The sequence below is a fragment of the Halostagnicola larsenii XH-48 genome (assembly GCF_000517625.1).
GTDB lineage: Archaea > Halobacteriota > Halobacteria > Halobacteriales > Natrialbaceae > Halostagnicola > Halostagnicola larsenii.
This window is the reverse complement of record NZ_CP007056.1, coordinates 509,110-535,212: the sequence shown is the minus strand read 5'-3', so window position 1 is coordinate 535,212 and position 26,103 is coordinate 509,110. Positions and strand designations below refer to the sequence as shown.

Here is a 26,103-nt window from a genome sequence, read left to right as displayed (position 1 = left end):
ACTAGTCGTTTCTCGCTGCCCAGCGGATCCCTCGCTCGAGCAGCGCCTGCACGCCGTCGTTTCTCAGCGCCGGGAGGTCGTGTCCGAGCGAGCAGTAAAAGACCCGGCCGTCGCCGAACGGTTTCACCCACGCGACGGGCATATCCCCGTTTTGGGGATGGTCCATACGCGCGAGCACGCGAACATCGTCGTCGTACTCGAGCACGTAGGGTTCGTCCCACACCGTAAACCCGTCCAGATCGGCGGTGATCGAGTGGTGGCTGTCGACGACGTTCACGTCGAACGTCGACTGTTCGGGGTGGCCCAGAAAGTGCCCGCCGATGAGTTCGCGGAGTTCGGGAATCGGTTCCTCGAGTCGTTCGTCGGCAGTCGTGGTGAGGTCCGCTGCGCCGTGTACGCCGACGTAGCCGCCGCCGCGTTCGGCGAACGACCGGAGGCCGGACTCCTGGCGGTCGCTCAACGTGCTGTCGGTCGTCATGTCCACGAGCACATCGTACTCACGTATCCGTTTCTCGAGCAGGACATCGCGGTCGGTGGTCACGTCGGCATCGATTCCTCGCTCTTCTACTGATTGTTCGACAACCGGCCCGAGTCGCTCGAGTCGGTGAAACGGGAACCGATTTCCGCCGAGAACGACAGCGTTTGGTTCAGGCATCGTTGGTATCGTTACGCTGCAGGGGCTAAAATCCATTGTAGCGGTACTACCATTTTCCAGTCACAGCTCCCGTAATCGACATGCCAAACGTGATATACCATGAGAAGTAAACAGCAAGCGTATGCCGAACTACCGGACGCTACGCGATCCGAACGCAGAGTACACGATGCGCGACCTGTCCTCGGAGACGATGGAGCTGACCGCCGACCGAGGTCCACGCGACGTCGAGATTACTGACGTTCAGACCACGATGGTCGACGGCAACTACCCCTGGATTCTCGTCCGCGTCTACACCGACGCCGGGCTCGTTGGAACGGGTGAATCCTACTGGGGCGGCGGCGACGATGCGATCATCGAACGGATGGCGCCGTTCCTGATCGGCGAGAACCCACTCGACATCGACCGGCTGTACGAACACCTCATCCAGAAGATGTCCGGCGAGGGCTCGATCTCGGGCAAGGTAATCTCGGCCATCTCGGGCATCGAAATCGCGCTGCACGACGTGGCCGGCAAGATCCTCGAGCTTCCCGCCTATCAGCTCGTCGGCGGCAAGTACCGCGACGAGGTACGGGTTTACTGCGACCTTCACACCGAAGACGAGGCCAACCCCGTCGCCTGTGCCGACGAGGGCGAACGCGTAGTCGAGGAACTCGGCTACGACGCCATCAAGTTCGATCTGGACGTTCCCTCGGGCCACGAGAAGGATCGTGCGAACCGCCACCTTCGCGGCCCCGAAATCGACCACAAGGTCGAAATCGTCCGGCAGGTTACCGAACGGGTCGGCGACCGGGCGGATGTCGCCTTCGACTGTCACTGGTCGTTCTCCGCCGGCTCCGCGAAACGGCTGGCACGCGAACTCGAGGCCTACGACGTCTGGTGGCTCGAGGATCCGGTCCCGCCGGAAAACCACGACGTTCAACAGGAGGTCACGCAGTCGACGACGACGCCGATCACGGTCGGCGAGAACGTCTATCGGACCCACGGGCAGCGCCGACTCATCGAGAACCAGTCGATCGACATCATCGCACCCGACCTCCCGCGCGTAGGCGGGATGCGCGAGACCAGAAAGATCGCGGACCTCGCAGATCTGTACTACGTCCCCGTCGCGATGCACAACGTCTCATCGCCGATCGGGACGATGGCCTCCGCGCAGGTCGCCGCGGCGATTCCGAACTCGCTCGCGCTCGAGTATCACTCCTACCAACTCGGCTGGTGGGAGGATCTCGTCGAAGAAGACGGATTGATCGAAAACGGCCGTATGGAAGTCCCCGAAAAACCAGGTCTCGGATTGACGCTGGATCTCGACGCCGTCGAGGAACACATGGTTGAAGGCGAAACCCTCTTCGACGAAGCGTAACTCGCCGTCGTTTCGCCGATCACTCTTTTGCTCGAAATCGTTCAGCGACTCGAGCACGCAGGAGTGCTGTTCTGTTATTCTTTAACGCTACATCCAGCCCCATGTGGGCAGATTGTCACAACTATCTCGCGTTTGATCCGAGACGTAGATAGAGTATAGCGGAAATGTGTCCGCTCGAGCTATCCGATCTCGAAAGCTACCGCGGATAGGACACTCAGATTCTATCCGCGCGAGAGGCGTCTCTAGTAGGTGAGTCTCCTTCTTTGTAGAAAACTCTCTTCTCTATTACAGAACAACCCCTATCAAACAAAGAACCAGTCATGATAGGCTTTGTCTAGCTAATTTCTGCCCCGTTGTATTCATTCTTTTAACTCTTGATACAGGGCTTGTTGGGGTCAGTATCTGGTGTTTCTCGGAAACGGAACGCGACAGAACGCTGCTCGCCATCGCTCGAGTGTTGCAGAATATTACGATCGTACCTTCGTAAAACACGGCTCAGTTTGATCGTCCGAATGGTGTCTCACGCTCCATCTCAGTTCTCAAATAGACTGTCGGTCGGTCAAACTCGATAACTTTGTTCTGAGAATAAGAACAACTCTAGTCAAGCTGTGAACTCCAATTAGCAGAGAACAATCAGTACCGTCCACTTTCGCTATCGAGACCGACGGTGGGCCTCCACGTTCCGTCGGTGTCTCCTCTCGAGCACACCGAACGATTTTATTCCCCTCGGGCGAAACGGCTCCGTATGGAAACCAATACCGTGCTTGGCCGGTTCGAAGAACGCGACTGGGAGACGGGGGCCGACGGAACCCTCCGATTTGCGCTCGTCGGACTCGGGTGGTGGACGGTAGACGTCGTCCTTCCCGCGATCGAGCAGACGTCTCACTGCGAAACCACCGTTCTCGTCAGTTCGACACAGGAAAAAGCGGACCGTCTGGCCGACAAACACGGCGTCGAACGCGGTCTCACTTACGACGACTTCCACGACGGTGCCGGTGTCGACGCCTACGACGCGGTCTACGTGGGCACGCCCAACGCCTTCCACCTCGAGTACGTCGAAACCGCCGCCGAACTCGGAAAGGCGGTCCTCTGTGAGAAACCCCTTGAGGCCACCGTCGAACGAGCCGAGCGACTCGTCGAGGCGGCCGAAGCGGCCGACATTCCGCTGATGACGGCCTACCGAATGCACACCGAACCGGCCGTTCGCAGAGCGAAGGAACTCATCGACGACGGCTTCATCGGTGAACCGACCCACGTCTACGGGAACAACACGCAACCGATCCTCGAGATGAATCCCGACCCGGACCAGTGGCGACTCGATTCCGACGTCACCGGATACGGGACCTCTGTCATGGATCTCGGCATCTACCCCATCAACACGGCCAGGTTCCTGCTCGAGCGCGATCCGGTCGCCGTCACCGCCCGGATGTCCTCGTCGGCGGCGGCCTTCGAGGACGTTCCCGACCAGAACGCGACGTTCACGCTGACGCTCGAGGGCGACCTGCCGCTCGTCTGTACGACGAGCCAGCACGCACAGACGGATACCCAGCTCAAGATCATCGGCACCGAGGGATCGATCGAACTCGCCCCCGCGTTCCATGGCGAGGCGACGCTGCACCTCTCGTCGGGCAGTCTTCGGGCGGAAATCCACGATACTGAGTACGGCGCTGTCGAGGAGATGCGCGAGGAGTTCGACTACTTCGCCGACCGGGTGCTCGGCGACGAACCGATCCTTCCGGACGGTCGTCACGGCCTCGACGATATGCGAACGATTCGGGCCGTCCACGAGGCGGCCGAACGCGACGAACGGGTCGACATCGAATAGCGATCGATTCGGTCCCGATGCCCACACTGCGATCCGGTTCTCGCTCGCTCCGACGCGGAGTCCAATAGAATTATACCCTTCGGCGGATCATACGAACGTATGCGTGGACTTGCGAAAACGAGCCGGGAGTACGGCCAGATGGAACTCGTGGATCGAGAGCGGCCCGATCCAGCTCCGGGAGAAGCGCTGATCGAAGTCGACTACGCGGGTCTCTGTGGCAGCGACGCTGGGATCTACAAGTTTAAATCGGCTTTCGAACGGATGGACCTGCCGACCGTTATCGGTCACGAGTACACCGGCACCGTCGTCGAGACCGGTGACGGCGTCACGGAATTCCAGGTTGGCGACCGCGTCGTCGAACGACCGATTCGGGGCTGTGGCGAGTGCTACCAGTGTAAGATGGGAGAAGAAAACGTCTGTCAAGATGCCGTAATCACCGGCGTCGATCACGACGGTGCCTACGCTGGCTACATTTCCGTTCCGGAGACGGCACTCCAACACGTTCAGGATGGCGTCGACCCGAAACACGCCGCGCTGGTCGAGCCGACGAGCATCGGCGCTCGAGCCGTTATTCAGAACTCTCGAGTCGGCGCGGGCGACCGCGTCCTCGTCGCCGGTCCCGGCCCGATCGGCCTCCTGACCGCCCAGATCGCGGACGCGCAGGGCGGGGACATCGTCGTCGCCGGCGTCGGCAGCGACACGAACTATCGCCTCCCGCTCGCCGAGGAACTTGGCTTCCCGACGCTCAACGTCGAGACCGACGACTTAGAGGGCGTCCGCGAGGAGTTGACCGACGGTGCCGGCTACGATGTCGTCTTCGATACGACCGGGCATCCGTCCGGATTGACGATGGCCGTCGACGAGGTTCGCAAAGGCGGCCAGATCGTGATGGTCGGCCAGACGGGCGAGACGACCATGGCGTACTCGCCGCTCGTCCGTGCCGAAATCGACCTGCAATGTTCGTACGCTTCGACCTGGGAGGATTTCGAGCGATCGCTCAGACTCATCGAGTCCGGCGACGTCGACCTCGAGACGTTCCTCGACGACCGGTATTCGCTGCTCGAGGCCGATGAGGCCTTCGAGTCGTTCCTGGCGGGCGACACCTGTAAACCCGTCTTCGACGTGAGCGTACTTCGAGAGTAAGCTCTGACGGTCTCTGGACTTCGTTGACTGTTAAGCAATTTCCATCCTTCTTTGTTGATCAACGGGTGGTGGCGATTGGAACTTGTTTCCAGTAATATGTGAAAACAATCACCAAAGATTATTTTATACTGCCTCTGAATGTCTGTGTATGGCATTCGCAAACCCCCTCATCGTCTTCGGCATCGGACTGATCGTAGTCATCGCGTTGTTAGTTTGGCTTCGCATCCCCGCGTTCATCGGACTGGTAATCGCGTCGCTGGTCGTCGGTGCTGCGACGACCGAAGTACCTCTGGGGCAAGTCCCTCAGGAAATGGCGGCAGGCTTCGGTGATACGATGGCTGGAGTGGGTATCCCGATTCTCATGGCAGCGGTAATCGGGAAAACGATGATGGAAAGCGGCGCTGCCGAACGGATCGTTCGTGCGTTTCAGTCGTTGACGGGCGATAAGTACTCCTATCTCGCGCTGGGCGGCTCAAGCGGCGTGCTCGCGATTCCGGTCTTTTTCGACAACGTGTTCTTCCTGCTCGCCCCGCTCGCCCGATCGATGCGCGCGCGAAAAGGCCGGGATTACGCGTTGTTTATCACCATCGTCGGCGCTGCTGGTGTGACAGCACACGGCTTTATTCCGCCGACGCCGGGACCGCTCGCGGTGGCGCTTGAACTTGGTGTCGAACTCGGCCCGACGATCCTGATGGGCCTTGCTGTCGCAATGCCGACGGTGTTCGTCTCCGGTGTTCTCTACGGCAAGTGGATCAACCGTCAGATGGAGATTCCGCTCCGCGAAACCATGGGCTCGTCGGTCGAACGGGTTGAAGAACTGGCGGACCGACCGTCGTCCGAACTGCCGGGGATGCTTGAGGCGATGCTCCCGATTTTACTCGCGGTGGTGCTGGTCTCCTCGGGCACGACGGTTAATACCTTGATCGACGTGAATCTCCTGAACGAGGGTGGATCAGTGGATGTCGCGACCACGTTCGTCGGCGACGCCAATATCGCGTTGACCGCGGCGGCCCTCGCAGCGGCAATCACGTACTACCGCATGGAGTCGATCACCCGCGAGGAGTGGTCGGACGAACTGGTCGACTCGCTCCAGAGCGGCGGCCACATCGCTGCGATCACCGCGGCGGGCGGCGCGTTCGGCGGTATGCTCGCGCTGTCGGGAATCGGGGACTACATCGCGACGGCCCTCGAGGGTCTCGGCATTCCGCTGCTGGTCGCCGGATTCGTGATCGCGGCGACGATCCGGATCGCACAGGGGTCGGCGACGGTCGCCCTGCTGACGACTGCGGGGATTATGGAACCGCTGCTCGGGAGTCTCTCAGTGCATCCCGTGTATCTCGTCATGATAATCGGCGCGGGAGGGACGATCTTCTCGTGGTACAACGATAGCGGCTTCTGGATCGTCAAGGAAATCGGCGGCCTGACGCAAGCCGAAACGTTCAAAATCTGGACCGCGCTGACGACTATCGTTTCGATTACCGGTTTTCTCGTCGTCATGATCCTCTCAACGTTTTTCCCGCTTACCTAACCGCTCTGGTCGTCGTTTCGATTTTATTTCCAACTATGCGAGGTGAACCGTCTACGAACTTATTTATGAATCGGCGTGATATCGCACCCTATGACCATCGTGACAGCGATCGACGGGGAAGACGGCTCGAAGAGCGTCCTTGCCGAAGGGCGGGCCCTCGCAGACCAGTTCGACGAGTCCCTCGAGGTGGTCCTGGTCTACGAGGCGGGCGATCACGCCTACCTCGTCAATCAGTACCTGAACGAGTCCGACTCGCCAACGCCAGCGCAAGCCCAGGAACTCGCCGAGAAAGTCGTCGCCGACGTTTCTGCTGGTGGAGCCGACGACGCCGAACCGGTCGGGCGAGTGGGCGATCCGGCCGAAGAAATCCTCGCCCGCGCCGAGGAAGTCGATGCGCGGTATATCGTCATCGGCGGCCGGTCGCGCTCCCCCGTCGGAAAGGCGTTGTTCGGCAGCGTCACGCAGTCGGTCTTGCTGGACGCAGACTGTCCCGTCGTCACTGTGATGGCCGAGGCCTGAGAGCCGCTGCCAGTCCGCTCGAGTCCGGATAGGATCCTCAAACGAAGACCGACGGGTCGTCTTCGACGACCTCGAGACACCGACGGTCGTTTGGGCGAACGAATTTATTACTGCCGGCGGAAATGTATGGATATGACGGATAAGCAATTGCTAACACACCGAACATCGACTGAGTCGGATCCCGACGAGGCGACGGTCACCGTCGACCCGACGACGACCGATGCGGATCCTGTCGACCCGAAACTGTTCGGCAAGTTCGGCGAACACCTCTACTCGACGCGAAACGCGAAGAACTCCTTTACGGCTCAGATCCTCCACAACCCGACCTTCGGCGATTGGAAGTTTCAGGTCGAACACCCGTCCGTCGATGGCGGACGTCCAGCCGTCCACGATTCCGACACGCAAGCCGACCGAATCGACGCCTACGCCGACGCTCGAGGCTATCCCGACGCGGATAGACTCCGCGAGTCCTACCGGGGTGCGACCGCACTCTGGTGGTTTCCGTTCGGTGATGACGGCGGCAACGATGTCACCGTCACGACGAGTCCGGACGTCGGAATCGCTGGCGACCGGGCTCAACGAGTCGAGATAACGGCGAGCGGAACCTCCCATCCCACCGAATCGGCCGCCGACCGATCGCTCGCACACTCCGCTGGCATCGCGCAGTGGTGTTCCCTGCCGACCCATCGAACCCGTCAATTCGAGGGATCGCTGACGGCGCGTGCGGCGACGCCAACCACGGTGACAGTAGCCATCCACGAAGTCGGCCCCTCGGGTCGCCTCGAGACCGCCCTCGCCGACACCACAGTGTCCGTAGATAAATCGTGGGAGAGCGTCGACTTCGAACTCGAGCTTCCCGACGATCTCGAGGCGTCGCCGGAGACGCTATTCGCATTCAGCCTTACGACCGATTCACCGGCGAATCTCGTGCTCGATATGGCGCGGTTGTATCCGGCCGATCACGTCGGGACGGCGGACCCGAAGGTTATCGAGTTCCTGCGCGAGGCGGAACTACCGCTCTTCCGGTGGCCCGGCGGCAACTTCGTCTCGGGCTATCGCTGGCGCGACGGGGTCGGTCCGGCCGAACAGCGGCCGACGAAGCCGAATCCCGCCTGGGACGGCCTCGAGACGAATTTGTTTGGGACGGTGGAGTTCCTCGAGTTCTGCGAGCGGATCGGCTGTGAGCCGATGATCTGCGTCAACGCGGGAAACGGCTCACCCGCGGAGGCCGCCCGGTGGGTCGAGTACTGCAACGGATCGACGGAGACCGAGATGGGAGCGCTTCGGGCTGAACACGGCCATCCGGAGCCGTTCGACGTGACCTACTGGGAGGTCGGCAACGAGGTGTACGGTCCGTGGCAGGTCACCTGGACGACGCCCGCGGGCTACGCGGACAGGTATCGAAGATTCCACGAGGCGATGGTCGACGTGGACGGCGCTATCGAAGTGTTGGCCTGCGGAAATCGCCTGACCGATTGGAACGACCCGGTCCTGTCGACGGCCGGCGATCAAGTCGAGTGGCTCACCGACCACGTCCTCGTCGGAACACCCGTCGGCCCCGACGTCGACCAGCGGGAACTGTACAACAGTCACATGGCCCTCGCCGGTCGGGTGATGGAGGAGTACGCTGACGTACGCGAGGCGATGCGAGAGGCTGGCATCGACGATCCACAGATCGCGCTTACCGAACTACAGCTTTTCACGTTCCCCGACCGTGAGCAGTGGACGGACCAAGCTGGCCCGCCCGTACTTCCGACGAACAGATCGATATCGGAGGCAATCTACGACGCCACGTTCGTCCACGAGAGCGTCCGTTCGGGTGCCGTCGACATGTTTACCCACTCGGGTGCCGGCAATCACGGCGGCGGGCTTCGCAAACACCGCGAACGCGTTTGGGCAGACCCGTGTTACTACTACCACCAAATGGGTGCCTCGCTGTTCGGCGGGACGCCGCTCGAGACCGAACTGACGTGTGACACCTACGACACGGAGACGGCGTTCGCGACCGATACCGCCGAATTCTTCGGCGAACTTCCGCCTGTTTCCGATGTCCCAATTCTCGATCCGCTCGCGGCGTCGAGTCGGTCGGGCGACGAACTGTTCATCGAGTTAGTCCACCGCGATGCGAACGCGGACGAAATCGCGGTCACGATCGATCTCGAGGACGGATTCGATCCCGTTCCGGAGGCGACGGTGACGACGCTCGCCGGCGAAACGATGGCCGAGGAAAACACGTTCGCGGATCCCGAAAACGTCGCTCCGTCGCGAGACTCGGTCGCCGTCGAAGGCGGTTCCGCAACCGTCACGGTCCCGCCGTTTTCGATCGTTCGTGTGACGTTCGTTCGCGACTGAGACCCCCTCGCTCCCGAATTGTGGATTCATCGGCCAGCGACCCGAGAAAAACTTATGCTCGAGACTGAGAGTATTGTCGGTATGACTGCTCCAGCGAGTGTCAAACGCGATCGGATTTTCGACGAATTAGCTCGACGGGACCTCGAGGAACTGTGGCTCTTGCGACCGGAAAACGTCGCCTGGCTGGCTGGCGGGAGTACCGTCGTCGATGCGGCAGCCGACGTGGGCGTGGCCGCGCTCGGAATTCCGGCCGATGGGGTCCGCGTTCGATTGCTCGCGCCGAACAACGAACTCGAGCGGATTCGAACGGAGGAGCTACCGCTGCTCGAGGATACACCGATCGAGGTCGAACTCGAACAGTACGAGTGGCACGAATCCTCGCTTCCGGCCGCGGTTGCAGACCGCTGTCGGTCCCGATCGTCGGCGGGGGCGGACGTACCCATCGACGGACTGGAGACGGTCGATCCGTCGGGGCTCAGAACGCCGATGCCGGACGCCGAACTCGAGCGCTACCGGACTGCCTGTCTGGAGACGACACGGGCCGTCGAGGCAGTCGCCGACGAAGTCTCCCCCGAGATGACCGAACTGGAAGCCGCGACGGCGCTTCGACGCGAGCTGTCGAGCCACGGATTCGCTTCGCCGGTGGTGCTGGTCGGCGGTTCCGAGCGATCCCTGCGGGAACGACATTTCACGCCGACGGACGCGCCGCTCGAGGCGTTCGGCCACCTCACGGTCGTCGCCCAGCGGGGCGGCCACAACGTCGCGGTCACGCGGACGGTCGCGTTCGATCCGCCGGAGTGGTTTTACAACCGACAGGAAGCGACGGCTCGAGTCGCCGCGACGGCCATCGCAGCGACGCTCGAGGCGGCGAAAACTGGCGGAACTGCAGGTGACGTTTTCGAGGCGATTCGAGCGGCCTACGCCGCGGTCGGACACGCCGACGAGTGGCGTCGCCATCATCAGGGCGGCGCGATCGGGTACGAGAGCCGCGAGTGGACGGCGACGCCAGACTCTGCGATCCCCATTCGGACGCCGATGCCGTTCGCGTGGAACCCGACGATTCAGGGGGCAAAGTGCGAGGAGACGGTTCTCGTCGATGCCGACCGCGACGACCTCGAGGTGCTTACGTCGACCGGCGACTGGCCGACGGGAAGCTACGATGCGGTCGGCTTCGACGAATCCGTCTCGGTACACGAACCGCTACTCATCGAGTGAGTGCGCAGAACGACCCCCGTGTCTCGACTGATTTTCGGATATTCTTCGCTAATCGCCCTCCAAAAACCAAACAATTCATATATGGGTAGGGAATATCCGTAGTCGGGTCGTCGACGGTCGTCTGCCCACACTACCCGATACGACCGGATTGACAGAGCAGTCGTAGCTCACTGACAGTCTCCGGCGACCCACTCGATCAGCAGACGTTCGTTCTCCGAAATCTCTCGCTTGTGAGGTGGGTACGGTTTGATCATCGATGAGTTACTCGTTCACTCTCGAGTCGTCGCTCGCGGTAGCAATCGCTCTCGCTCCAAACATAAATCACAGATTTCAGTAATATAACAAAATATGGTATAATCGTTCTCGATATCGGATCATATGATTGTGGATATTGTCATTCTTTGGTATAATAATTTTGATAACAGCACTTCACAACGCATTCCCGTGGATTATGGTTGAAACTATAGCAAAATACTAACTATTCGTCCTACCTCCTATGGTGAAGTGTCATAGTCGAACGAGAGACGAATCTCGTTCGGCTACTGATTAGTTTGAACGGAGTAAACTCCCTCATTACCATATTCAATCCCCTTTCGGGCTCTAGAGGTGAGATCCATCTTTCCTTTGTATCGTTGTTCTCTTTTCAAGCGCCTATCTCGAGAAATAGACTGATATATGATTGTTTCCTAATCCACTCATATCTCTTATGTTATTAAATATCGGGACTACGTTTCGACCCCGATACACCCAGCGCTATTCTCGAGCGAAAGCGATAGCCGGCGACAACAATCCGAACCCCTCGACCGACGTATCCGCTACCTGACCCGAGCCTGCGAATCGCTCCACGGCGGTTCGTAGGCCGGGTCGTTCACGAAGCGCTCGAGGGCGGCCGAAAGCGAGACGCGAGTCCCGCTGGGAAGCGAGACTCGAATCGCGTTCGACTCGGGGTGACCGCGCTCTCCATCGTGCTCGAGGGAGGTGAATTCGTGTTCGCCGTACGCGCCGGCTTGCACGATCAGTTCGCGGTCGGCTCCGCCGCCGTTGACGAGCGTCAGGTCGATTCCCTCGCGTGTGACGTCCGTGACCAGCGCCGAGACGCCAGCCGGGAGTCCCGGGCGCTCGCGCTCGAGGTCGAAGTGGCGAACCTGGGCCATCACGAGGCCGCCGTAGTAGACGGGCTGGGGGGCTCCCATCGTGAGCTGTAAGAGCCCGCGGTGAAAGACCGGGTTTCGGTCGCGGAGGTAGTCCTCGTCGACGTCGTCGGGAAGGCCGCCTTCCGTCCGCATGAGTTCGCGGTGCTGCTGGACGTGGGCGTGGTTCGCCTCCATGATGCGCTCGGGATAGGCTGGAAAGTCGCCGTCGAGATACGCCAGCCAGGCGTACTCCTGGCCGGCCCCGTGTTTGTTCGACGGGCGGAAATCGACCTGTTTCCAGTCCCGACTGCCCCAGTCGCGAAGCCGGTCGACGCGTTCGCGGTCCGCTTCGGAGAGGGACATATACCAGAGGTGGAACGCGTACGGATCGTCCTGATGTGGTTGGAACTCGTACCAGCCATCTCGCCAGTACACCTCGCCATCGTCTTCGGTGAGCACGCCCGAGGCATCGTAGTGATAATCGCCGGGGTCGCCGTACTTGTGCGGGATATAGAGGGTGTCGTGGACGGCGTCCTCGCTGACTTCGATTCCGTTTTCGATCAGCACGTCGAGTTGCGAGCGCGGGAACTCGAGGTACTCCCGATCACCCTCGAGTAACACGGCGTTTTCCGCGGCCACCGTGGGCCCGATTCCGACGTAGTGCCAGCCGCCCCACGACCAGCCGTAGTAGCCGCCGTACCACTTGCCGCCGATGTACTCGCCGATCTCGCCAGACCGGCCGACGTTGTCGGGGATGATCCCGTCGTTTTCCGCCGTTCGCTCGCGCCAGGCCTCTAAGTAGTCGGTGACCCACTCGCGATAGCGGTCGTCGCCGGTGTGGAGGTACGCGTTGGTCATCAGGCTCGTGATGTTGAGATTCAGCGGGATATCACCCTTCGCACACCGTTCGTTGAGCACCTCGAACAGCCGCTTTTCGTTCTCGGACTCGAGCAGGTCTGTGGCCTCGTCGAACTCGAGGTCCCGCCAGGGAAGCCCGTGGCGCGCCCAGCGGTAGTCCGCGCCGTAAGGGTGGTGTTCGTAGGCGGCGAAGTCACAGAAATTCGGCCCCATACTCCCGCTCATGGGGCCGCGAACGAGCCGTTTCTCGCCGTCGTAGTTGTTCACTTCAGCGTCATCGAGGTACAACTGTGCGAACCGTTCGGCCCGGTCGACGACGGTCTCGTCGCCGGGTGCCGCAAGGCCCATGTTGTACGTAAAGAGGTTCCCCTCGCCCATGTGAAACCAGTCGCGACACTGCTCGAACTCGTCGACGACCATGGGGTGGCCGAACGGCGTCTCGGTCTCGCTGCCGCGCCGGAGCGCCCTCTCGTAGGCCGCTCGAGCGTGCTCGAGAAAGCGCTCGTCACCGCCCATCGCGTACACCAGCGGCCAGTTGTAAAAGCCCTCGATCACGTCGTCGAAGCCGTCGACGCCGACGTGGTCCTCGGGCGGCCAGTAGGGCTCGCCGTCCTCGTCGAAGTACTCATCGACGAATCGGTCGACGCTGGTTGCCATCGTCTCGAACAGCGTCCGCTGTAACGCCGCCCACTCGGGAGGCCGGGTGAGCGAACGGCTCGCCTCGATGTCGAACATACCCAATGCAGGGTCGTTCCGACGAATTAATGTTTGGGATGCTCGCGGGATCGATTGTCCGACCCACGATGTCCGTGGTCGTCTCGATGCCCGCGTCCGTCACCCAGCCCCGGCCCAAACCAGTTTGACTTTTCGACGAACCGAGCTTTCGCACGGAGCCACGCGTGCGTCGCGCTCTGGGGCACGCGAATCGGCCACGTGTTCTCCTCGAGGTCGGGGTAGCCGCCGACCTCCTCCTGGCTATCGATATACGATCCCTCGCCCGTAACGAGCTGCTCGAGCACGCGTTCGTCCGCCTCCGTTCGGTCGGCAGGACGTGCGCCGACGTGTTTGAGGTTGTGCTCGAGGACGGCTTCCGACGGTAGCACGTCGAGTTCCTCCGGCCACAGCGGTCGCGAGTCGACCTCCGAGATGCCGTCGCCGACTATCGGGTTGTCCGCGTCCTCGAGGACGTTGTCGACGACGGCCGCAGTTCCGTCGCCGAAGATATTTGGCTGGTCGCTGACCGGCCGCCTGAAGACGTTGCCCTCGATGCTGGCCTCCGTGTCGGGATCCATCCAGATGCCGTCCCGATAGTGGTACATGACGTTGTTCGCGACGACGGATCGGGTCCCCTCTTTGAGCCGCGGATTCCGGTCGTAGTTGTGCGCCCAGACGTTCCCCGCGAGGGTGACGTTCTCCGAATCGTCGCCGATCAGCGAGCCGTACCCGTGGTCGCCCTTGTGGTGGGTCGCGTCCTGCAGCGGTTCCGCGACCAGGCAGTTCGACACCGTCGTATTCTGCGTCTCGTAGCCGACCGAAAGGTTCTCGTCGACGCCCCAGGTCGTCGTGCAGTGATCGATGACGTTGTTCTCGGTCCCGTCTCCCGTTCTGATCGCGTCGGGCTCCCAGTCGCTCTCTTCTGTCAGGTTGGCATCGCCCGGCCGGACCCTGATGTGTTGAATCACGCAGTCGTTGGCGTCGATCCAGAGATCACCCTGAACGAGCGTGATGCCCGGCGATGGGGCCGTCTGACCGGCGATATACAGTTCGTCGCCCGTCACCGTCAGGCGCTGTTGCTCGAGGTCGATCACGCCGCTCGTTTCGAAGACGACGAGGCGCGGCCCGTCGACGCTGAGTGCGGCCGATAGCTGTTGCCGCGTCGGCTCGCGTATTTTAATGACGGGCGTGTCGTCGTCCAACCACGGTGCGGGATCTGCGAACCCGTCCGCGAGATCGACGTTCGACGCGCTGTCCGGCCCCTTTCGGATCGTTGGGCCGTTCCAGCGACTCGGTGTCCCGAACGTTTCCGACGAGCCGTTTGCGCCGTCGCCGTCGCTGGTCTCGATAGCCGCACGGTACTCGTAGTAGCGCCTGCTCGTGAGGTCCTCGAGGTGGACCTGGAACTCGCCGGGTTCCGCTAGCGTCTGTCTCTCGGTTTCCGTCCACGCCTCGGTCGGGACCTCCCGATACTCGACGTAACACTCGGCCGAGTCGGCACCGCCAAGGTCGGTTAGTTCACCGCCTACGGTCGCCGACGTAGCCGTCACGTCGGTCGCGTCGCCGGTCGATACGAACGGGACGCCCTCCGCGACATCGACGTCACCATTGGCTTCGATATCGCCGATATCGCGGCTATCGTTCGGGTCGATTCCCGACAGATCGCGCACTTCTGCGGTACAGAGTGTTCCTGTGTCGTGGCTCGTGACCGGTATGCCGACGTACGCATCGTCGCTCAACTCGAGTTGGTCCGTATCGATGTCGGCGATCAGCGTCCAGTCGTCGCCATCGCTCGAGCCGTACGCTTCGATGGTGTCGCCGCTTCGGCGCAGGCGCAGCCACTCGGCCTCTAAGCTGCCGCCATCGACCTCGCTCTCGTCTTCGCCCCCCGATGTCGTGCTGACCGTTTCGGCTCCGTCTTCGGGTCGCCACTGCAGCGACGCCTCGCCGTTTGGCGTGCGCCGAAGCATCACGTTCTTCGACGCCGGATCCATCGACTCCCGGAACATGATCCCCGTTTTCGCGTTGGCGTCCGTATTCTCGAGGTAGGTGTTCCGTACTTCGACGTCGAAGTCCCCGCTGACCTCGTCCGAATAGAAGTGGAACGCGTCTTCCGTGTTCCAGATATCCGTTCCACCGCCGCGAATCGTGATGATGGTCGCTGCCGCGGCCGTTCCGCTGGACAACGCCGCCGCAGTGATCCCGAGGGTACTCACACCGATCGCTCGAAGGACTGACCGTCTTTTGTGTGCCATTATCTAACACCATGAGAGTGGTAATCACTATTACTGTTAAATCTTTTCTTCTCGATTCTCTGGCCTTCGTATATGTTGTTTGAATTAGATTTCTCTCTAATCTCCGGATTGAGTCCTTCTACCGGCTGAACGTATACGATCTAAACTCGACCACTTCTGAATTCGAGAACGAGTAGCTCTACTGACAATCGAACTCAGATGGTTTTTGTCTCCCAGAATCTCCCTAGGACGATCCCGAACGGTATTCTGTGTTATGTCTCCTAGGTGTGTTCTGCCACGTCACGGACCTCGTCGACTCGTACCGGCCGATCGAGCGTGGCCGATGCGTAGGAAGCGAGCACGACTTCGACCGCTTTGCGGGCATCCCGTCCGCTAACGATCGGTTCGCGGTCCTCGCGGACTGCTGCGATAAAGTCTCGAATCTGCCCCTCGAGCCCCGTCCCACACGGCGGTTCTTCGAGCGTCGGCTCGACAATTTCGTCCTCGAGGACGAACGTGCCGGAGTTGTACGAGCCGGCTGTTCCGTTCAGTTCGACGCGCTCTCGTCCGCCTTTCACGCCGGTCGTCGCAACGATGGTACCTTGAGCGCCGTTTTCGAACCGAACGCTGACGGTGGCAACGTCTTCGCACTCCATCTCGTGTGCCACCGTTTTCGTGTCCGCAGTTACGCGCTCGATATCGCTGCCCAGCCACTGGAGGAGGTCGACGAAGTGGATCGCCTGCTGGATGAGAACGCCGCCGTCGAGGTCGCGGCTTCCGTGCCAGTGATCCTCGTAGTAGCGCTGTGGGCGGTGCCACTTGATCGCCGTATCAGCGAGCAGCAGGTCGCCGAACCGGCCTTCCTCGACCCACTGGCGGGCGGTCCAACGTTCCGGCGTGAACCGTCGCTGGAAGATCCCACCGAGGCGAACGTCGTTTCGATCCGCGGCCTCGATCATCCGGTCGACGCGCTCTACGTAGACGTCGAGCGGTTTCTCCGAGAGGACGTGAACCCCGGCTTCGGCGGCGGCCACCGCGATTTCGGCGTGGGTGCCCGACGGCGTACAGATGCTGATCGCATCGAGCGACTCGGACTCGAGCAGTTCCTCGTAGTCCGTGTATCCCGCCGCGTCGTGATCCGCTTCGAACGATGCGACCGAGTCCGCGGTTCGCGCCGTTCCCGCGACGACCTCGGCACCGTCTACGGCCGCGACCGCCTGCGCGTGATTGGCTCCGAATCCCGTCGCACCGACGATTCCGTACCTGATAGGTTCCATGCGATAGTGAACCGACTGCTCGATTGCACTTCAAGCTTGGCCCCTTCGAGTTTGTTCGCCGGCGCGCCCACTACTGCCGCAGTGTCAAGGTTTATTCCGCCGGCGGTTTCACAGACGGTCATGGAATCGTTCGAATCCAGCGACGGACACGTTATCGTTCGCCTCGACCGTGGCGACATGGCCCTCGAGTCGATCGAACGCGCCTGCGAGGAACACGCGGTCGACACCGGCGCGGTCGTCACGGGGATCGGCACCTTCAGCACGCTGAATATCCACTACGTCGATCGGACTGATCTCCCCGACGAGCAGTCCGATCGGAACGTCGACCTCGAGCTCGAGGGTGCCTGGGAGGTGACCGACATCAACGGCGTTATCGCCAACGGCGAACCCCACCTTCACGTGACCGCGTTCGACGGCGACCGAACCGTCGGCGGCCACCTCGAGGAAGGCTGTGAGGTCAACGTCCTCGGGGAAATAACGATCCGGAAAATAGAGGGACTCTCGCTTGAGCGCCGTGCGGGCGAGCAAAACGTTTCCCAACTCATGCAGCGCTAACGTGACTGTTGTATAATGGATGCTAACAACTCGGACATGGTCTTAAGCGGAAGCCGCGTGCTCGATCACGCTCGATTGATGCATATTTTGGCCGATCCAGAGACGGAGCTGATCAGTTGCGTTGCAACCAGATCAGTCCGTAGCACCCGAAGCCGACGAGCATGAGTCCGAATCCCCAGACAGCGAGGATCGCGGCCCAGACTCCGACGCTGCGGAGTGCACCGAGGGCGAACAGGAGCATCCCCATTGCCGCGAGCTTTAACAGGACAGAGCCGGCAAGCGGTTCGAGAACTGGCTCGAGAACGTTATACACCGGTTCGACGACTGTTTCACGGATCGTCGAACCCACTTCTTGTACTCGAGACATCTCATCCGGATCGCTCGAACGCTGCGTGGAACCCATTACCACGTTGATTCGTCTCACCTGTATAAATTAGTTAGGGTTTGTGCTGCCGATCCGCTTCGGATCGTTCGCATCGCAGGTGAAAATATTGCCGCAAGACGAATCTTGGTATTGGGTAGAGCGAAATCACTAGTTCGAATGCCGACAGTACACCGTAACTACATCGACGGAGAGTGGGTCGAATCACGTTCCGGAGACTCGTTTGAGGTACTAAATCCCGCAAATACTGACGAAGTCGTCGGCGAGTTTCAGTCGTCGACCGCCGAAGACGCCGAGCAAGCGGTCGAGGCAGCCGTCGCCGCAGAGGACGAGTGGTCGTCGACCCCCGGCCCGGAACGGGGAGCGATTCTGCAGGAAACGGCACAGATCCTCGAGGACCAGCGCGACGAACTCGCCGAGACGCTGACCCGCGAGGAGGGCAAGACGCTCGGCGAAGCTGGCGGCGAGGTCCAGCGAGCCATCGATATATTTTATTACTACGCACAGAAAGCCAGCGACCTCGGCGGCACTGTCAAGTCACCCAGCGGCACGGACAAAGAACTCTACACCAAACACGAACCGCTGGGAACCGTCGCGTTGATTACGCCGTGGAACTACCCCATCGCCATTCCGGCGTGGAAACTCGCTCCCGCCCTCGCGGCCGGTAACACGGCCGTCCTCAAACCCGCCTCGGCGGCCCCGACCGTCGCCTGGAAGTTACTCGAGGCGCTCGACGAGGCGGGATTGCCGGACGGCGTCGCGAACTACGTCACCGGCTCCGGGAGCGAAGCCGGCGGCGTCCTTACCGATCACGAGGGCGTCGACGCCGTCTCCTTTACGGGATCGACCGCCGTCGGAACCCACGTCGCGCAGGCCGCCGCGGACGACCTCAAGCGCGTCCAGTGTGAGATGGGCGGGAAGAATCCGACAGTTGTGATGCCAAGCGCAGACGTCGGCGAAGCCGTCGACATCGTCGGCGCGGGCGCGTTCGGCGTCACGGGTCAGGCCTGTACCGCCTGCTCTCGGGCAATCGTCCACGAAGACGTTTACGACGAGTTCGTCGCCGGCATCGTCGACTACGCCGAATCGATCGAGATCGGCTCCGGGCTCGAAGACGTCGACATGGGCCCTCACGTCACGCAAAGCGAATTGGACGGGACCCTCGAGTACGTCGATATCGCGGCGGAAGAAGACGGTGCGACCCTCGAGACCGGTGGCGAGCGACTCACTGGCGGGGAGTACGACGACGGCTACTACGTCGAACCAGCCGTCTTCTCTGACGTGACGAACGACATGCGCATCGCTCAGGAGGAGGTCTTCGGTCCGGTGCTGGCAGTGTTGAAGGTCAGCAGCTTCGAGGAGGGCCTCGAGGTGGCAAACGACGTCGACTACGGCCTCTCGGCGAGCATTATCACGCAGGATCTCTCTGAAGCCAACCAGTTCGCCGAAAACGTCGAATCCGGCGTCGCGAAGGTCAACGAGAAGACGACCGGCCTCGAGCTACACGTCCCATTCGGCGGTTACAAACAGTCTTCGACGGACACCTACCGCGAACAGGGTGACGCCGGTCTGGCCTTCTTCACGTCGACGAAGACGGTCTACATGAACTACTAGCGTCGCGGTCGACGATCTGTCCCATCGCAACTAGTCTCGTTTTCGACGGTACTCGGTGATTGCATCGCCGATTCGTTCTTCGGGCTGTTTCCTCTTCGAACCGTTCAGTCGACGCCGCTCGAGATCGATATCAAAAGTTCTCTCGACGAAGACGCGTACCCAACCGCGTCTCGAGGAATCACCGCGTAATCGCCTTACTCACCCTCGAGGCGGGTCGGCGGCACTACGCCGGGCTGGCCGAGCCGAAGCCGGTCCCCGACTTCGACGGTTTCGATCACGCGGGGGTACTCGAAGGTCGTCGCGGCGGTCGAAAGCGCATGGGGATCTGCCTGAATCGACCGCCAGCGCCGCCAGTGGGTCGGCACCAGTCGGTCGAGCTCGAGGGCGTTCGCGGCCTCGACCACGTCTGTAGCGTCGTTGTACAGTTTCCGGCCAGTCGCGTCGCTGTCGGCCGAGAGGCGGCCCGTGGTCCCGTACGAAAGCATCCCCACGTCGATATCGAACTCCTCGCCGACATCGTAGAACGCGTCGCACGGACGGTTGTCGCCGCCGTGGAAGATGGTCCCCGCCTCGTGCTCGAGGACGTAGGTGACGCTGCCGTCGGCGTCCGGATCGCGGCCGTCCCGGATGTGGATCGTCAGATCGCCGATTTCGTAGCTGTCACCGGGTTCGGCGGCTACCTGCTGATCCGTCGGAATCTCGCTCACGTCGTGGTTCTCGTAGCACTCGGCCGGCGCGTGGACAGACCCGCCGTGGTCCAGCAATGGCCCGAACGACGGCGGCCAGAAGTGATCGCGGTGATCGTGCGTACAGAAGACTCCATCGCAGGATTCCGCCCACTGGGGCTCCATCGGCACCGGCGGCATCCGGGCGATGTACTCGCGGTCCCGCTCGGTGCTGAAGTACGGATCGATGAATATCGTCGCCTCCGGCGTTCTGATCGCCCAGCCGGTGACCCCGAGAAACCACATCGATACGCCGTCGACCGAGGGCCCGTACAGGTCCTCTCGGGTCCACCACCTGCCCCAGTCGCTGTTGATCGTCATCGTTTCACCCGGCACTGTCCGTCGGCTCGGCCGCTCGTTCGAACCATACGAATCCGATCCGCTCGAGCCCGCCTAAACCTTTCGACGCGTTCGTGCCAGGAACGATCCGTGCATCCTCGGCCTGTCGCCAGATCGGCGGACTGGTGTGTCGGGCCTATCTGCAGGCTGGTGTGTCGGACATGTCGGAGTATCCGGGAGAAGAGAAATCCCGCTTACTCCGGCGGCGCGTCCCACTCCTCGCCGTCGTCCTGCGGATCGTAGCCGATGCGCGCTCGAGCGTGCTCCAAGTCGTACCAGCGCCGGCGGTTGTCGCTGACGCCGCTGAACACGTCGAACGCGACGCTGTCGTCCTGCAGACAGCAGTCGATCTGGTGGGCGAAGTCACGGCGGGATTGCCAGGTTGCTTTCATCCGGGCGACCTGCTCTTCGTACTCGTCGCTGCCCCGCTCGAACTCGCCCTCGGCAACGTGGATTTCGGCGTCTCCGTAGGGATGGTCGTACTCGGGCATCCGCACGCTACAGATCCGGATCGCGTAGAACTGCTTCGGGTACTCGCCGCCCTCGACGTAGTACCGACCGAGGTCCTCGCCGAAGCTCTTGGAGGCCCCGTAGTACGAATCCGGACGAACGGGATCGGTATGGTCGATCACGAGGTCGTGATCGCGCTCGTAGATTTCGGGGGCGTTCTCGAGTTCGTACATCCCCATCACGTGATTGGTCGACCCGAAAATGATGGACTCCACTTCGGCCTCGCGGGCGGCCTCGAGGACGTTGTACATGCCGATGATGTTGGGTTCGAAGATGTCGCCCCAGTCGCCGTCGGTGTAGGGGTAGGCCGCGAGGTGGATGATGGCGTCTTGCCCCTCGCAGGCGTCCCGAAGCGTCTCGTAGTCCGCGATGTCGCCGACGACAGTATCGTAGCCGCTGTAGGGTCCCTCTTCGCGGTCTGAGCGATTATAGTACGTAAACTCGTACCGATCGTCGTCGTGTAAGTGATCGATGATTGCGGTACCGCATCGGCCGTAGGTGCCAGTTACCAGTACGTTCATACACATAGGCCAGTCGGGGAGATTATCAAAATACCGGTCCAGCGGCGCGGTTCCGCTGCCGACAACAGAACCTGTTTTCCAGCTAGTCGCTTCGATAGCGCTCGAGTGCGTCCTGATCGATCTCGATGCCGAGCCCCGGTTCCTGTGGGACGTCGATACTACCGCCGGACGGATCGAACGGCGACTCGAGCAGGTCGCTCCGAAGCGGGTTCTCGCTGCGGTCGAACTCGATCAGCATCGGTTCGGGCACGTTTCGTGTGTGTGGATAGCTCGAGAGGCTCGCGGCGAACTGGACCGCGGCGGCCAGGCCCACGGCGCTGTTCCAGATGTGCGGTCTGACGGCGACGTTCTCGGTCGAGGCCATGCCGGCGATCAGCCGCGCTTCCGAGAGGCCGCCACAGCGGCCGAGATTCGGCTGGACGATGTCGACGGTTCGATCGTCGATCAGTTCCTTGAACTCGAACCGCCCGTAGTGGGCCTCGCCGGCGGCGATCGGCGTGTCGATCTTTTTCCGCAGTTCGCGGTAGCCCGAGAGGTTCTCCGGTGGGACCGGTTCCTCGATCCAGGTCACGTCGAACTCTTCGATGGCTCGAGCTGACTCGAGGGCCTGATGCGGCCGGTAGTTGCCGTTCATGTCGACCATCAGGTCGGCATCTTCGCCGAGAATCTCCCGCGCCGTCCGTACGCGCTCGACGTCCGACTCGAGGCCCGCCCCGATCTTGATCTTTGCCGCGGTGAACCCTTCTTCGACGGCCTCGCGAATCGGCTGCTCGATCGGTCGATCCGATTCGGTGAAGTACATCGTCGAGGCGTAGGGGGTCAACTCCTCGCAGTGAGTGCCACCGAGCAGCCGGTGGACCGGCCGGCCGACGTGCTGTCCGATGATGTCCCAGCAGGCGACATCGAGCGCGCTGACGGCGCTCTGGACGACCACGTCGCCGCCGAAGTGGTACGGATCGGTGTAGGACCTTTCGGCGAGCGACTCGACCTCGAAGGGGTCCATCCCGATCAGGTCGTCGGCGAACATCGTTTCGACCGTCGCCGTGGCCATCGGGCCCGGGGCGAACGCCTCTCCCCAGCCGACGGCCCCGTCGTCGGTCTCGAGGCGGACCAGCGTCGTCCCGCGATCGGTTCCGAAGCCTCGAGCGTCCCCGAGGCCCTGTCCGTCCGGTAACGAGTGTGCGAGCGGAATCGCCTGAACGTCCGTGATCTCCATAGCGAATGCGACAGAGCCGCGACCAATATAGCTTGCGTCTCCGGGTGTTCGACGGGCACCCACCATCGGCCGGAGACGGCCGTCGGAGAAACACCGAAGACAGCTGCCGGAGGGACACCGGAGATGGCTGCCGGGGATACACTTATCAGTTCCCTCCCTCGTACTATTGACTACGATATGGCCAGAGATGTCCTTCGGGAACGCTTTCGTGACGTTGCTTTCACGACCGCCGTGCCGTTCAGCGCCGACGGATCGGACGTACTCTTCGACGACCTCGCGGACAACCTCGAGAAACAGTACGAGGCCGGTGCGCGCCTGTTCATCCCCTGTGGCAACACCGGCGAGTACTACTCGCTCACCGACGAGGAACGGATCGAAATCGTCGCCACCCACGTAGAAGCGACCGGCGACGAGGCGACCATCGCTGGAGGCGTCGCCGGCAGTCTCCCGGAGGTTAGTCGGCTCTCAGATGCCTACGAGGACGCTGGCGCAGACGCCATCATGGTGATGGATCCGGATCACACCTACGTACACAAACGCGGGTTGGCGAACTACTACCACCGGATCTGCGACGCGACCGATCTCGGCGTCGTCATCTACAAACGGGGTCCGGCAGTCTCGCGTGACGTGATCGCCGACGTGAGCGAACGCGAGAACGTCGTCGCGGTCAAGTACGCGGTCGACGACGTCGCGGCGTTTTCCCGCACGGTCGCGGAGACTCCCGGCGAGGTGACCTGGCTCAACGGGATCGCCGAACGGTACGCCTGTTCGTTCGCTATCGAGGGCGCGACGGGCTATACGACCGGCCTCGGAAACTTCGCGCCGGAGGCGACGCTGGCGCTGTTCGAAGCGATTCGGGCGGACGACTGGGACCGGGCCCGGTCGATCCAGCGGCTCCTCCGGCCGATCGAGGACCTCCGCGCGGAATCGGGTGAGGAAAACGAACTTGCGGCCGCGAACAACGTTCCCGTCGTCAAACACGGCATGGATCTGGCGGGCTACACCGGCGGTCCCGTCCGCGACCCGCTGGTTAACCTCTCCGCGGCGGACGAAACGCGTCTCGAGAAGTACTACGAGGCGGTACAGTCGGCTCCGGTGCTCGAGACGGCCTGATCCGGCGAGTCTACGGAGGTACCAGTCGAACGGTGTCCAAGAGAATCGATTTTCGCCGTCTACTCGTCGTCGTAGTGGAACTCCGTCCACGCACCGTCGACGAACGGGTACTCTTCGAGCACGTCGAGGTCGACCTCGACGCCGAGTCCGGGCGCGTCCGAAACGCTCAGGTATCCGTCTTCGATATCGGGTTGCCCCTCGATGATGTCGAACGCGAGATCGAACGGGTACATTCCCGGATCGATCGTCGCCTCGGCGAGCGCCGGATCGTCCTCGAAGACGGGGTACTCGAGCAGGGTGACGTCCGGTGCCGCGGCGACGAGGTGTGCGTTGGCCTGGAGGCCAAGCCAGGTACCGAAGTTGTGCGGCACGAACTCGACGTCGCGTCCGTCGCAGTACTCGACTGCGTCCCGACAGCCCGTAAAGCCCTCGTGATGGCGTACGTCGCCCTGCAGGAACTCGACCGCGCCGGTCTCGCCGAGTTTGACGAGTCCGGCCGGAGATTCCTCGCTTTCCCCGCCGGCCAGCGGCGCGCCGGTTTCTGCCAGTTCGACGTAGCCCGCGTGATCGGCGGGTTCGACCGGTTCCTCGATCCAGTACGCGCCGCGGTCGGCGGCGTGCTCGACCAGCTCTCGGACCGTCTCGCGGCCGTAGGATTCGCCGAGTTTCCACCAGGTGTGCACGTCGAGCATGAGCTCGATTTCGTCGACCGCCTCGGCCAGCAGGTCGACCGTTCGCCGGTCGCCGTCGGGACCGATCCCGGGGCGATACTTGTAGCCGAAAAAGCCCAGTTCCTCGAGCGCTCGAGCCTGCTCGACGTACCCTTCCGGCTCCATGTACATCCCGGCGCTGGCGTACAGCGGCATCTCGGTCGTCGGCTCGCTCTCGTACTCCGCTGCCAGCAGTTCGTATATCGGCGCGCCCAGTTCCTTTCCGCGGATATCGTACAGTGCGACGTCGATCGCCGAAATCGCTTCCGTCTCGAGGTGGGCGGGGAGATTCGTCGCAGCGAGCAGGTCGTGAGCGTCGGTGATCTCGTCGATCGTTTCACCCTCGAGGGCGTCTGCAACCGAGTCCTCGACGATGTCTGCGAACGTTCCCTGGGAATCGCCTTCGAAGTACTCGCGCATTGCGGAACTGCTCGCGCCCGCCGTCGCGACGCCCTGCCGACCGTCTCGCGTCTCGACGACGACGAGAACGACATCTCGTTTGCGAAGGTGTCGCTCTCCGCCGAAGAACGGACGTTTCTGTACCGGATCGATCGGTGAGGAAAGCGGATATCCATTTATCGTAGCTATGTCCATACCGATTAATTTCGGCCCTCCTGTATAAATTATCCGCGTTCCCGTCTACATCCTTTTGGTAGGGACGACAAATCGGATAAGATCATGGTACCAACTCACAACCGTCATTATTCACTACGTTCTTAGTTGATGATTGCTTTGGTCTGATTCTTTCCGACTCTTATTTTGGGGATTGCTTCTGGTTGTTAATCTCTCACCATTATATGTAGATTGACTCCTTCTTTTAACAGGTTGGCGATAGTGACTAAATTCTGTTTCGATCGATTAATTTCTTGCATCACTTCTATAGATATTAGACCCGGCTCTGTGTTCCCGTACCGGGAACAGCAGACAAGCAATCACACCCTGCGTTTATCCATTATGCCAGGATCGTTTTGTGTGTATCGTGGATTCGGCCGATTTCAGTCATTTTGGCGCCATACAAATCGGAATCGTTCCATTGACTGCGAAAAACCCAAAGTCTGTATTTCCCTGTTGCGAATATGAACATAACGCCTATTACGGGTGGTACGTGGTCTCTTAGCTGGTTTTGGTGTTCCGGATGTTGCTGTCTTCTCACTATCTCTTGTCGGTAGTGGCTGAATTTACGATAGTACTTTTGTAACGGGCGTTTACGTACATACAATTGTAATTATCGGGACAGGGGAACCAGCATCATATATCATGGTGGCATTTCACACAGACTGTTGGGAGCTCTAGTATCCAAACGTGTTTCTAAGATTTTTCGTGAGACTTGCTAGAAGGCCTACCCTGAATAATCAACTCAGCGTTGCACGTTATCATTGACTGTTGAGTGAATAAAGAGATATCAGTCTCTTTCCTCGGGTGTTGAGAGCGCGTTTGCCTTTCGTCGGGAGGACTTCGCGTGCGTTGTCTACCATGTTCTTGTTATGGCAAGGAACAAGACCTGTGATGTACGTTTTCGCGTGGCGTTATTGCTCTAGTGCTAGTGACTTTGGCTCGTCAAATACGTGCGTTCACGATAAGAAATCCGTAATCGGCATTAACCGTCCC

The 26,103-nt window shown here is 61.2% G+C and carries 19 protein-coding genes and 1 pseudogene; 10 read left to right on the top strand and 10 right to left on the bottom strand.

The window, feature by feature from the left end:
* Nucleotide 1: 1 nt before the first annotated feature.
* Nucleotides 2-655, bottom strand: a complete 654-nt coding sequence (locus tag HALLA_RS16245; RefSeq protein WP_049954525.1) for a ThuA domain-containing protein — start codon at nucleotides 653-655, stop codon at nucleotides 2-4.
* A gap of 121 nt (nucleotides 656-776) precedes the next feature.
* On the opposite strand from HALLA_RS16245, the gene HALLA_RS16240 reads away from it, so the two are divergent.
* The 7 genes from HALLA_RS16240 to HALLA_RS16210 all read left to right on the top strand — a co-directional run bounded on the left by HALLA_RS16240 (nucleotide 777) and on the right by HALLA_RS16210 (nucleotide 10,594).
* On the top strand, nucleotides 777-2,012 hold the full coding sequence (locus HALLA_RS16240) for a mandelate racemase/muconate lactonizing enzyme family protein (protein WP_049954524.1): 1,236 nt from the start codon (nucleotides 777-779) through the stop codon (nucleotides 2,010-2,012).
* A 745-nt stretch (nucleotides 2,013-2,757) separates the two neighbouring features.
* Nucleotides 2,758-3,837 carry a D-xylose 1-dehydrogenase Gfo6 gene (gene gfo6 / locus HALLA_RS16235; protein WP_049954523.1) on the top strand — a complete coding sequence of 360 codons (1,080 nt, stop codon included), beginning with the start codon at nucleotides 2,758-2,760 and terminating at the stop codon, nucleotides 3,835-3,837.
* 99 nt (nucleotides 3,838-3,936) lie between these two features.
* Nucleotides 3,937-4,980 carry a zinc-dependent alcohol dehydrogenase gene (locus HALLA_RS16230; RefSeq protein ID WP_049954522.1) on the top strand — a complete coding sequence of 348 codons (1,044 nt, stop codon included), beginning with the start codon at nucleotides 3,937-3,939 and terminating at the stop codon, nucleotides 4,978-4,980.
* Nucleotides 4,981-5,128: 148 nt separating this feature from the next.
* Entirely contained in the window at nucleotides 5,129-6,508 is a 1,380-nt protein-coding gene (locus HALLA_RS16225) for a GntP family permease (protein WP_049954521.1), read from the top strand.
* Nucleotides 6,509-6,598: 90 nt separating this feature from the next.
* The gene (locus HALLA_RS16220) at nucleotides 6,599-7,027 is read left to right on the top strand and encodes a universal stress protein (RefSeq protein WP_049954520.1); all 429 of its coding nucleotides are present in this window, start codon (nucleotides 6,599-6,601) and stop codon (nucleotides 7,025-7,027) included.
* A 132-nt stretch (nucleotides 7,028-7,159) separates the two neighbouring features.
* Nucleotides 7,160-9,379: an alpha-L-arabinofuranosidase C-terminal domain-containing protein gene (locus tag HALLA_RS16215; protein WP_049954597.1), complete on the top strand. Its 2,220-nt coding sequence runs from the start codon at nucleotides 7,160-7,162 to the stop codon at nucleotides 9,377-9,379.
* A gap of 81 nt (nucleotides 9,380-9,460) precedes the next feature.
* Nucleotides 9,461-10,594 carry a M24 family metallopeptidase gene (locus HALLA_RS16210; RefSeq protein ID WP_049954596.1) on the top strand — a complete coding sequence of 378 codons (1,134 nt, stop codon included), beginning with the start codon at nucleotides 9,461-9,463 and terminating at the stop codon, nucleotides 10,592-10,594.
* An 815-nt stretch (nucleotides 10,595-11,409) separates the two neighbouring features.
* On the opposite strand, the gene HALLA_RS16205 is transcribed toward HALLA_RS16210, so the two are convergent.
* The 3 genes from HALLA_RS16205 to HALLA_RS16195 all read right to left on the bottom strand — a co-directional run bounded on the left by HALLA_RS16205 (nucleotide 11,410) and on the right by HALLA_RS16195 (nucleotide 16,810).
* Nucleotides 11,410-13,320, bottom strand: coding sequence for a hypothetical protein (locus HALLA_RS16205; RefSeq protein ID WP_049954519.1), 1,911 nt, complete (start codon nucleotides 13,318-13,320; stop codon nucleotides 11,410-11,412).
* 26 nt (nucleotides 13,321-13,346) lie between these two features.
* Nucleotides 13,347-15,554 (bottom strand): pectate lyase, encoded by a 2,208-nt coding sequence (locus tag HALLA_RS16200; RefSeq protein ID WP_242406220.1) that lies wholly within the window; start codon nucleotides 15,552-15,554, stop codon nucleotides 13,347-13,349.
* Nucleotides 15,555-15,814: 260 nt separating this feature from the next.
* The gene (locus HALLA_RS16195; RefSeq protein WP_049954518.1) at nucleotides 15,815-16,810 is read right to left on the bottom strand and encodes a Gfo/Idh/MocA family protein; all 996 of its coding nucleotides are present in this window, start codon (nucleotides 16,808-16,810) and stop codon (nucleotides 15,815-15,817) included.
* A gap of 120 nt (nucleotides 16,811-16,930) precedes the next feature.
* Here HALLA_RS16195 and HALLA_RS16190 point away from each other — a divergent pair, with 120 nt between their 5' ends.
* Complete coding sequence (locus HALLA_RS16190; RefSeq protein WP_049954517.1) at nucleotides 16,931-17,365, top strand: PPC domain-containing DNA-binding protein; 435 nt, start codon at nucleotides 16,931-16,933, stop codon at nucleotides 17,363-17,365.
* Between the two features lie 112 nt (nucleotides 17,366-17,477).
* Here HALLA_RS16190 and HALLA_RS16185 read toward each other — a convergent pair whose 3' ends face one another.
* Nucleotides 17,478-17,768, bottom strand: a complete 291-nt coding sequence (locus tag HALLA_RS16185) for a hypothetical protein (RefSeq protein ID WP_049954516.1) — start codon at nucleotides 17,766-17,768, stop codon at nucleotides 17,478-17,480.
* A gap of 138 nt (nucleotides 17,769-17,906) precedes the next feature.
* Here HALLA_RS16185 and xacF point away from each other — a divergent pair, with 138 nt between their 5' ends.
* On the top strand, nucleotides 17,907-19,361 hold the full coding sequence (gene xacF / locus HALLA_RS16180) for a 2,5-dioxovalerate dehydrogenase (RefSeq protein WP_049954515.1): 1,455 nt from the start codon (nucleotides 17,907-17,909) through the stop codon (nucleotides 19,359-19,361).
* Between the two features lie 194 nt (nucleotides 19,362-19,555).
* Here xacF and HALLA_RS16175 read toward each other — a convergent pair whose 3' ends face one another.
* The 3 genes from HALLA_RS16175 to HALLA_RS16165 form a co-directional block, all read right to left on the bottom strand.
* The gene (locus HALLA_RS16175) at nucleotides 19,556-20,407 is read right to left on the bottom strand and encodes an MBL fold metallo-hydrolase (RefSeq protein ID WP_049954514.1); all 852 of its coding nucleotides are present in this window, start codon (nucleotides 20,405-20,407) and stop codon (nucleotides 19,556-19,558) included.
* Between the two features lie 212 nt (nucleotides 20,408-20,619).
* On the bottom strand, nucleotides 20,620-21,456 hold the full coding sequence (locus tag HALLA_RS16170) for an NAD-dependent epimerase/dehydratase family protein (RefSeq protein ID WP_049954513.1): 837 nt from the start codon (nucleotides 21,454-21,456) through the stop codon (nucleotides 20,620-20,622).
* A gap of 82 nt (nucleotides 21,457-21,538) precedes the next feature.
* The gene (locus HALLA_RS16165) at nucleotides 21,539-22,672 is read right to left on the bottom strand and encodes a mandelate racemase/muconate lactonizing enzyme family protein (protein ID WP_049954512.1); all 1,134 of its coding nucleotides are present in this window, start codon (nucleotides 22,670-22,672) and stop codon (nucleotides 21,539-21,541) included.
* A 177-nt stretch (nucleotides 22,673-22,849) separates the two neighbouring features.
* Here HALLA_RS16165 and HALLA_RS16160 point away from each other — a divergent pair, with 177 nt between their 5' ends.
* Nucleotides 22,850-23,785 carry a dihydrodipicolinate synthase family protein gene (locus tag HALLA_RS16160; RefSeq protein ID WP_049954511.1) on the top strand — a complete coding sequence of 312 codons (936 nt, stop codon included), beginning with the start codon at nucleotides 22,850-22,852 and terminating at the stop codon, nucleotides 23,783-23,785.
* A 59-nt stretch (nucleotides 23,786-23,844) separates the two neighbouring features.
* Here the strand turns inward: HALLA_RS16160 and HALLA_RS16155 are convergent, their stop codons facing one another.
* Both HALLA_RS16155 and HALLA_RS21405 read right to left on the bottom strand, forming a co-directional pair.
* On the bottom strand, nucleotides 23,845-25,089 hold the full coding sequence (locus tag HALLA_RS16155; protein WP_049954510.1) for a mandelate racemase/muconate lactonizing enzyme family protein: 1,245 nt from the start codon (nucleotides 25,087-25,089) through the stop codon (nucleotides 23,845-23,847).
* An 827-nt stretch (nucleotides 25,090-25,916) separates the two neighbouring features.
* Nucleotides 25,917-26,093, bottom strand: a pseudogene (locus tag HALLA_RS21405) (IS701 family transposase); the annotation flags it as partial.
* Nucleotides 26,094-26,103: the final 10 nt, after the last annotated feature.

Excerpts from the sequence above, each read along its gene's own strand:
- HALLA_RS16245 (WP_049954525.1), bottom strand. The coding sequence starts at position 655 with ATGCCTGAACCAAACGCTGTCGTTCTCGGCGGAAATCGGTTCCCGTTT.
- HALLA_RS16240 (WP_049954524.1), top strand. The coding sequence starts at position 777 with ATGCCGAACTACCGGACGCTACGCGATCCGAACGCAGAGTACACGATG.
- gfo6 (WP_049954523.1), top strand. The coding sequence starts at position 2,758 with ATGGAAACCAATACCGTGCTTGGCCGGTTCGAAGAACGCGACTGGGAG.
- HALLA_RS16230 (WP_049954522.1), top strand. The coding sequence starts at position 3,937 with ATGCGTGGACTTGCGAAAACGAGCCGGGAGTACGGCCAGATGGAACTC.
- HALLA_RS16225 (WP_049954521.1), top strand. The coding sequence starts at position 5,129 with ATGGCATTCGCAAACCCCCTCATCGTCTTCGGCATCGGACTGATCGTA.
- HALLA_RS16220 (WP_049954520.1), top strand. The coding sequence starts at position 6,599 with ATGACCATCGTGACAGCGATCGACGGGGAAGACGGCTCGAAGAGCGTC.
- HALLA_RS16215 (WP_049954597.1), top strand. The coding sequence starts at position 7,160 with ATGACGGATAAGCAATTGCTAACACACCGAACATCGACTGAGTCGGAT.
- HALLA_RS16210 (WP_049954596.1), top strand. The coding sequence starts at position 9,461 with ATGACTGCTCCAGCGAGTGTCAAACGCGATCGGATTTTCGACGAATTA.
- HALLA_RS16205 (WP_049954519.1), bottom strand. The coding sequence starts at position 13,320 with ATGTTCGACATCGAGGCGAGCCGTTCGCTCACCCGGCCTCCCGAGTGG.
- HALLA_RS16200 (WP_242406220.1), bottom strand. The coding sequence starts at position 15,554 with ATGGCACACAAAAGACGGTCAGTCCTTCGAGCGATCGGTGTGAGTACC.
- HALLA_RS16195 (WP_049954518.1), bottom strand. The coding sequence starts at position 16,810 with ATGGAACCTATCAGGTACGGAATCGTCGGTGCGACGGGATTCGGAGCC.
- HALLA_RS16190 (WP_049954517.1), top strand. The coding sequence starts at position 16,931 with ATGGAATCGTTCGAATCCAGCGACGGACACGTTATCGTTCGCCTCGAC.
- HALLA_RS16185 (WP_049954516.1), bottom strand. The coding sequence starts at position 17,768 with ATGGGTTCCACGCAGCGTTCGAGCGATCCGGATGAGATGTCTCGAGTA.
- xacF (WP_049954515.1), top strand. The coding sequence starts at position 17,907 with ATGCCGACAGTACACCGTAACTACATCGACGGAGAGTGGGTCGAATCA.
- HALLA_RS16175 (WP_049954514.1), bottom strand. The coding sequence starts at position 20,407 with ATGACGATCAACAGCGACTGGGGCAGGTGGTGGACCCGAGAGGACCTG.
- HALLA_RS16170 (WP_049954513.1), bottom strand. The coding sequence starts at position 21,456 with ATGAACGTACTGGTAACTGGCACCTACGGCCGATGCGGTACCGCAATC.
- HALLA_RS16165 (WP_049954512.1), bottom strand. The coding sequence starts at position 22,672 with ATGGAGATCACGGACGTTCAGGCGATTCCGCTCGCACACTCGTTACCG.
- HALLA_RS16160 (WP_049954511.1), top strand. The coding sequence starts at position 22,850 with ATGGCCAGAGATGTCCTTCGGGAACGCTTTCGTGACGTTGCTTTCACG.
- HALLA_RS16155 (WP_049954510.1), bottom strand. The coding sequence starts at position 25,089 with ATGGACATAGCTACGATAAATGGATATCCGCTTTCCTCACCGATCGAT.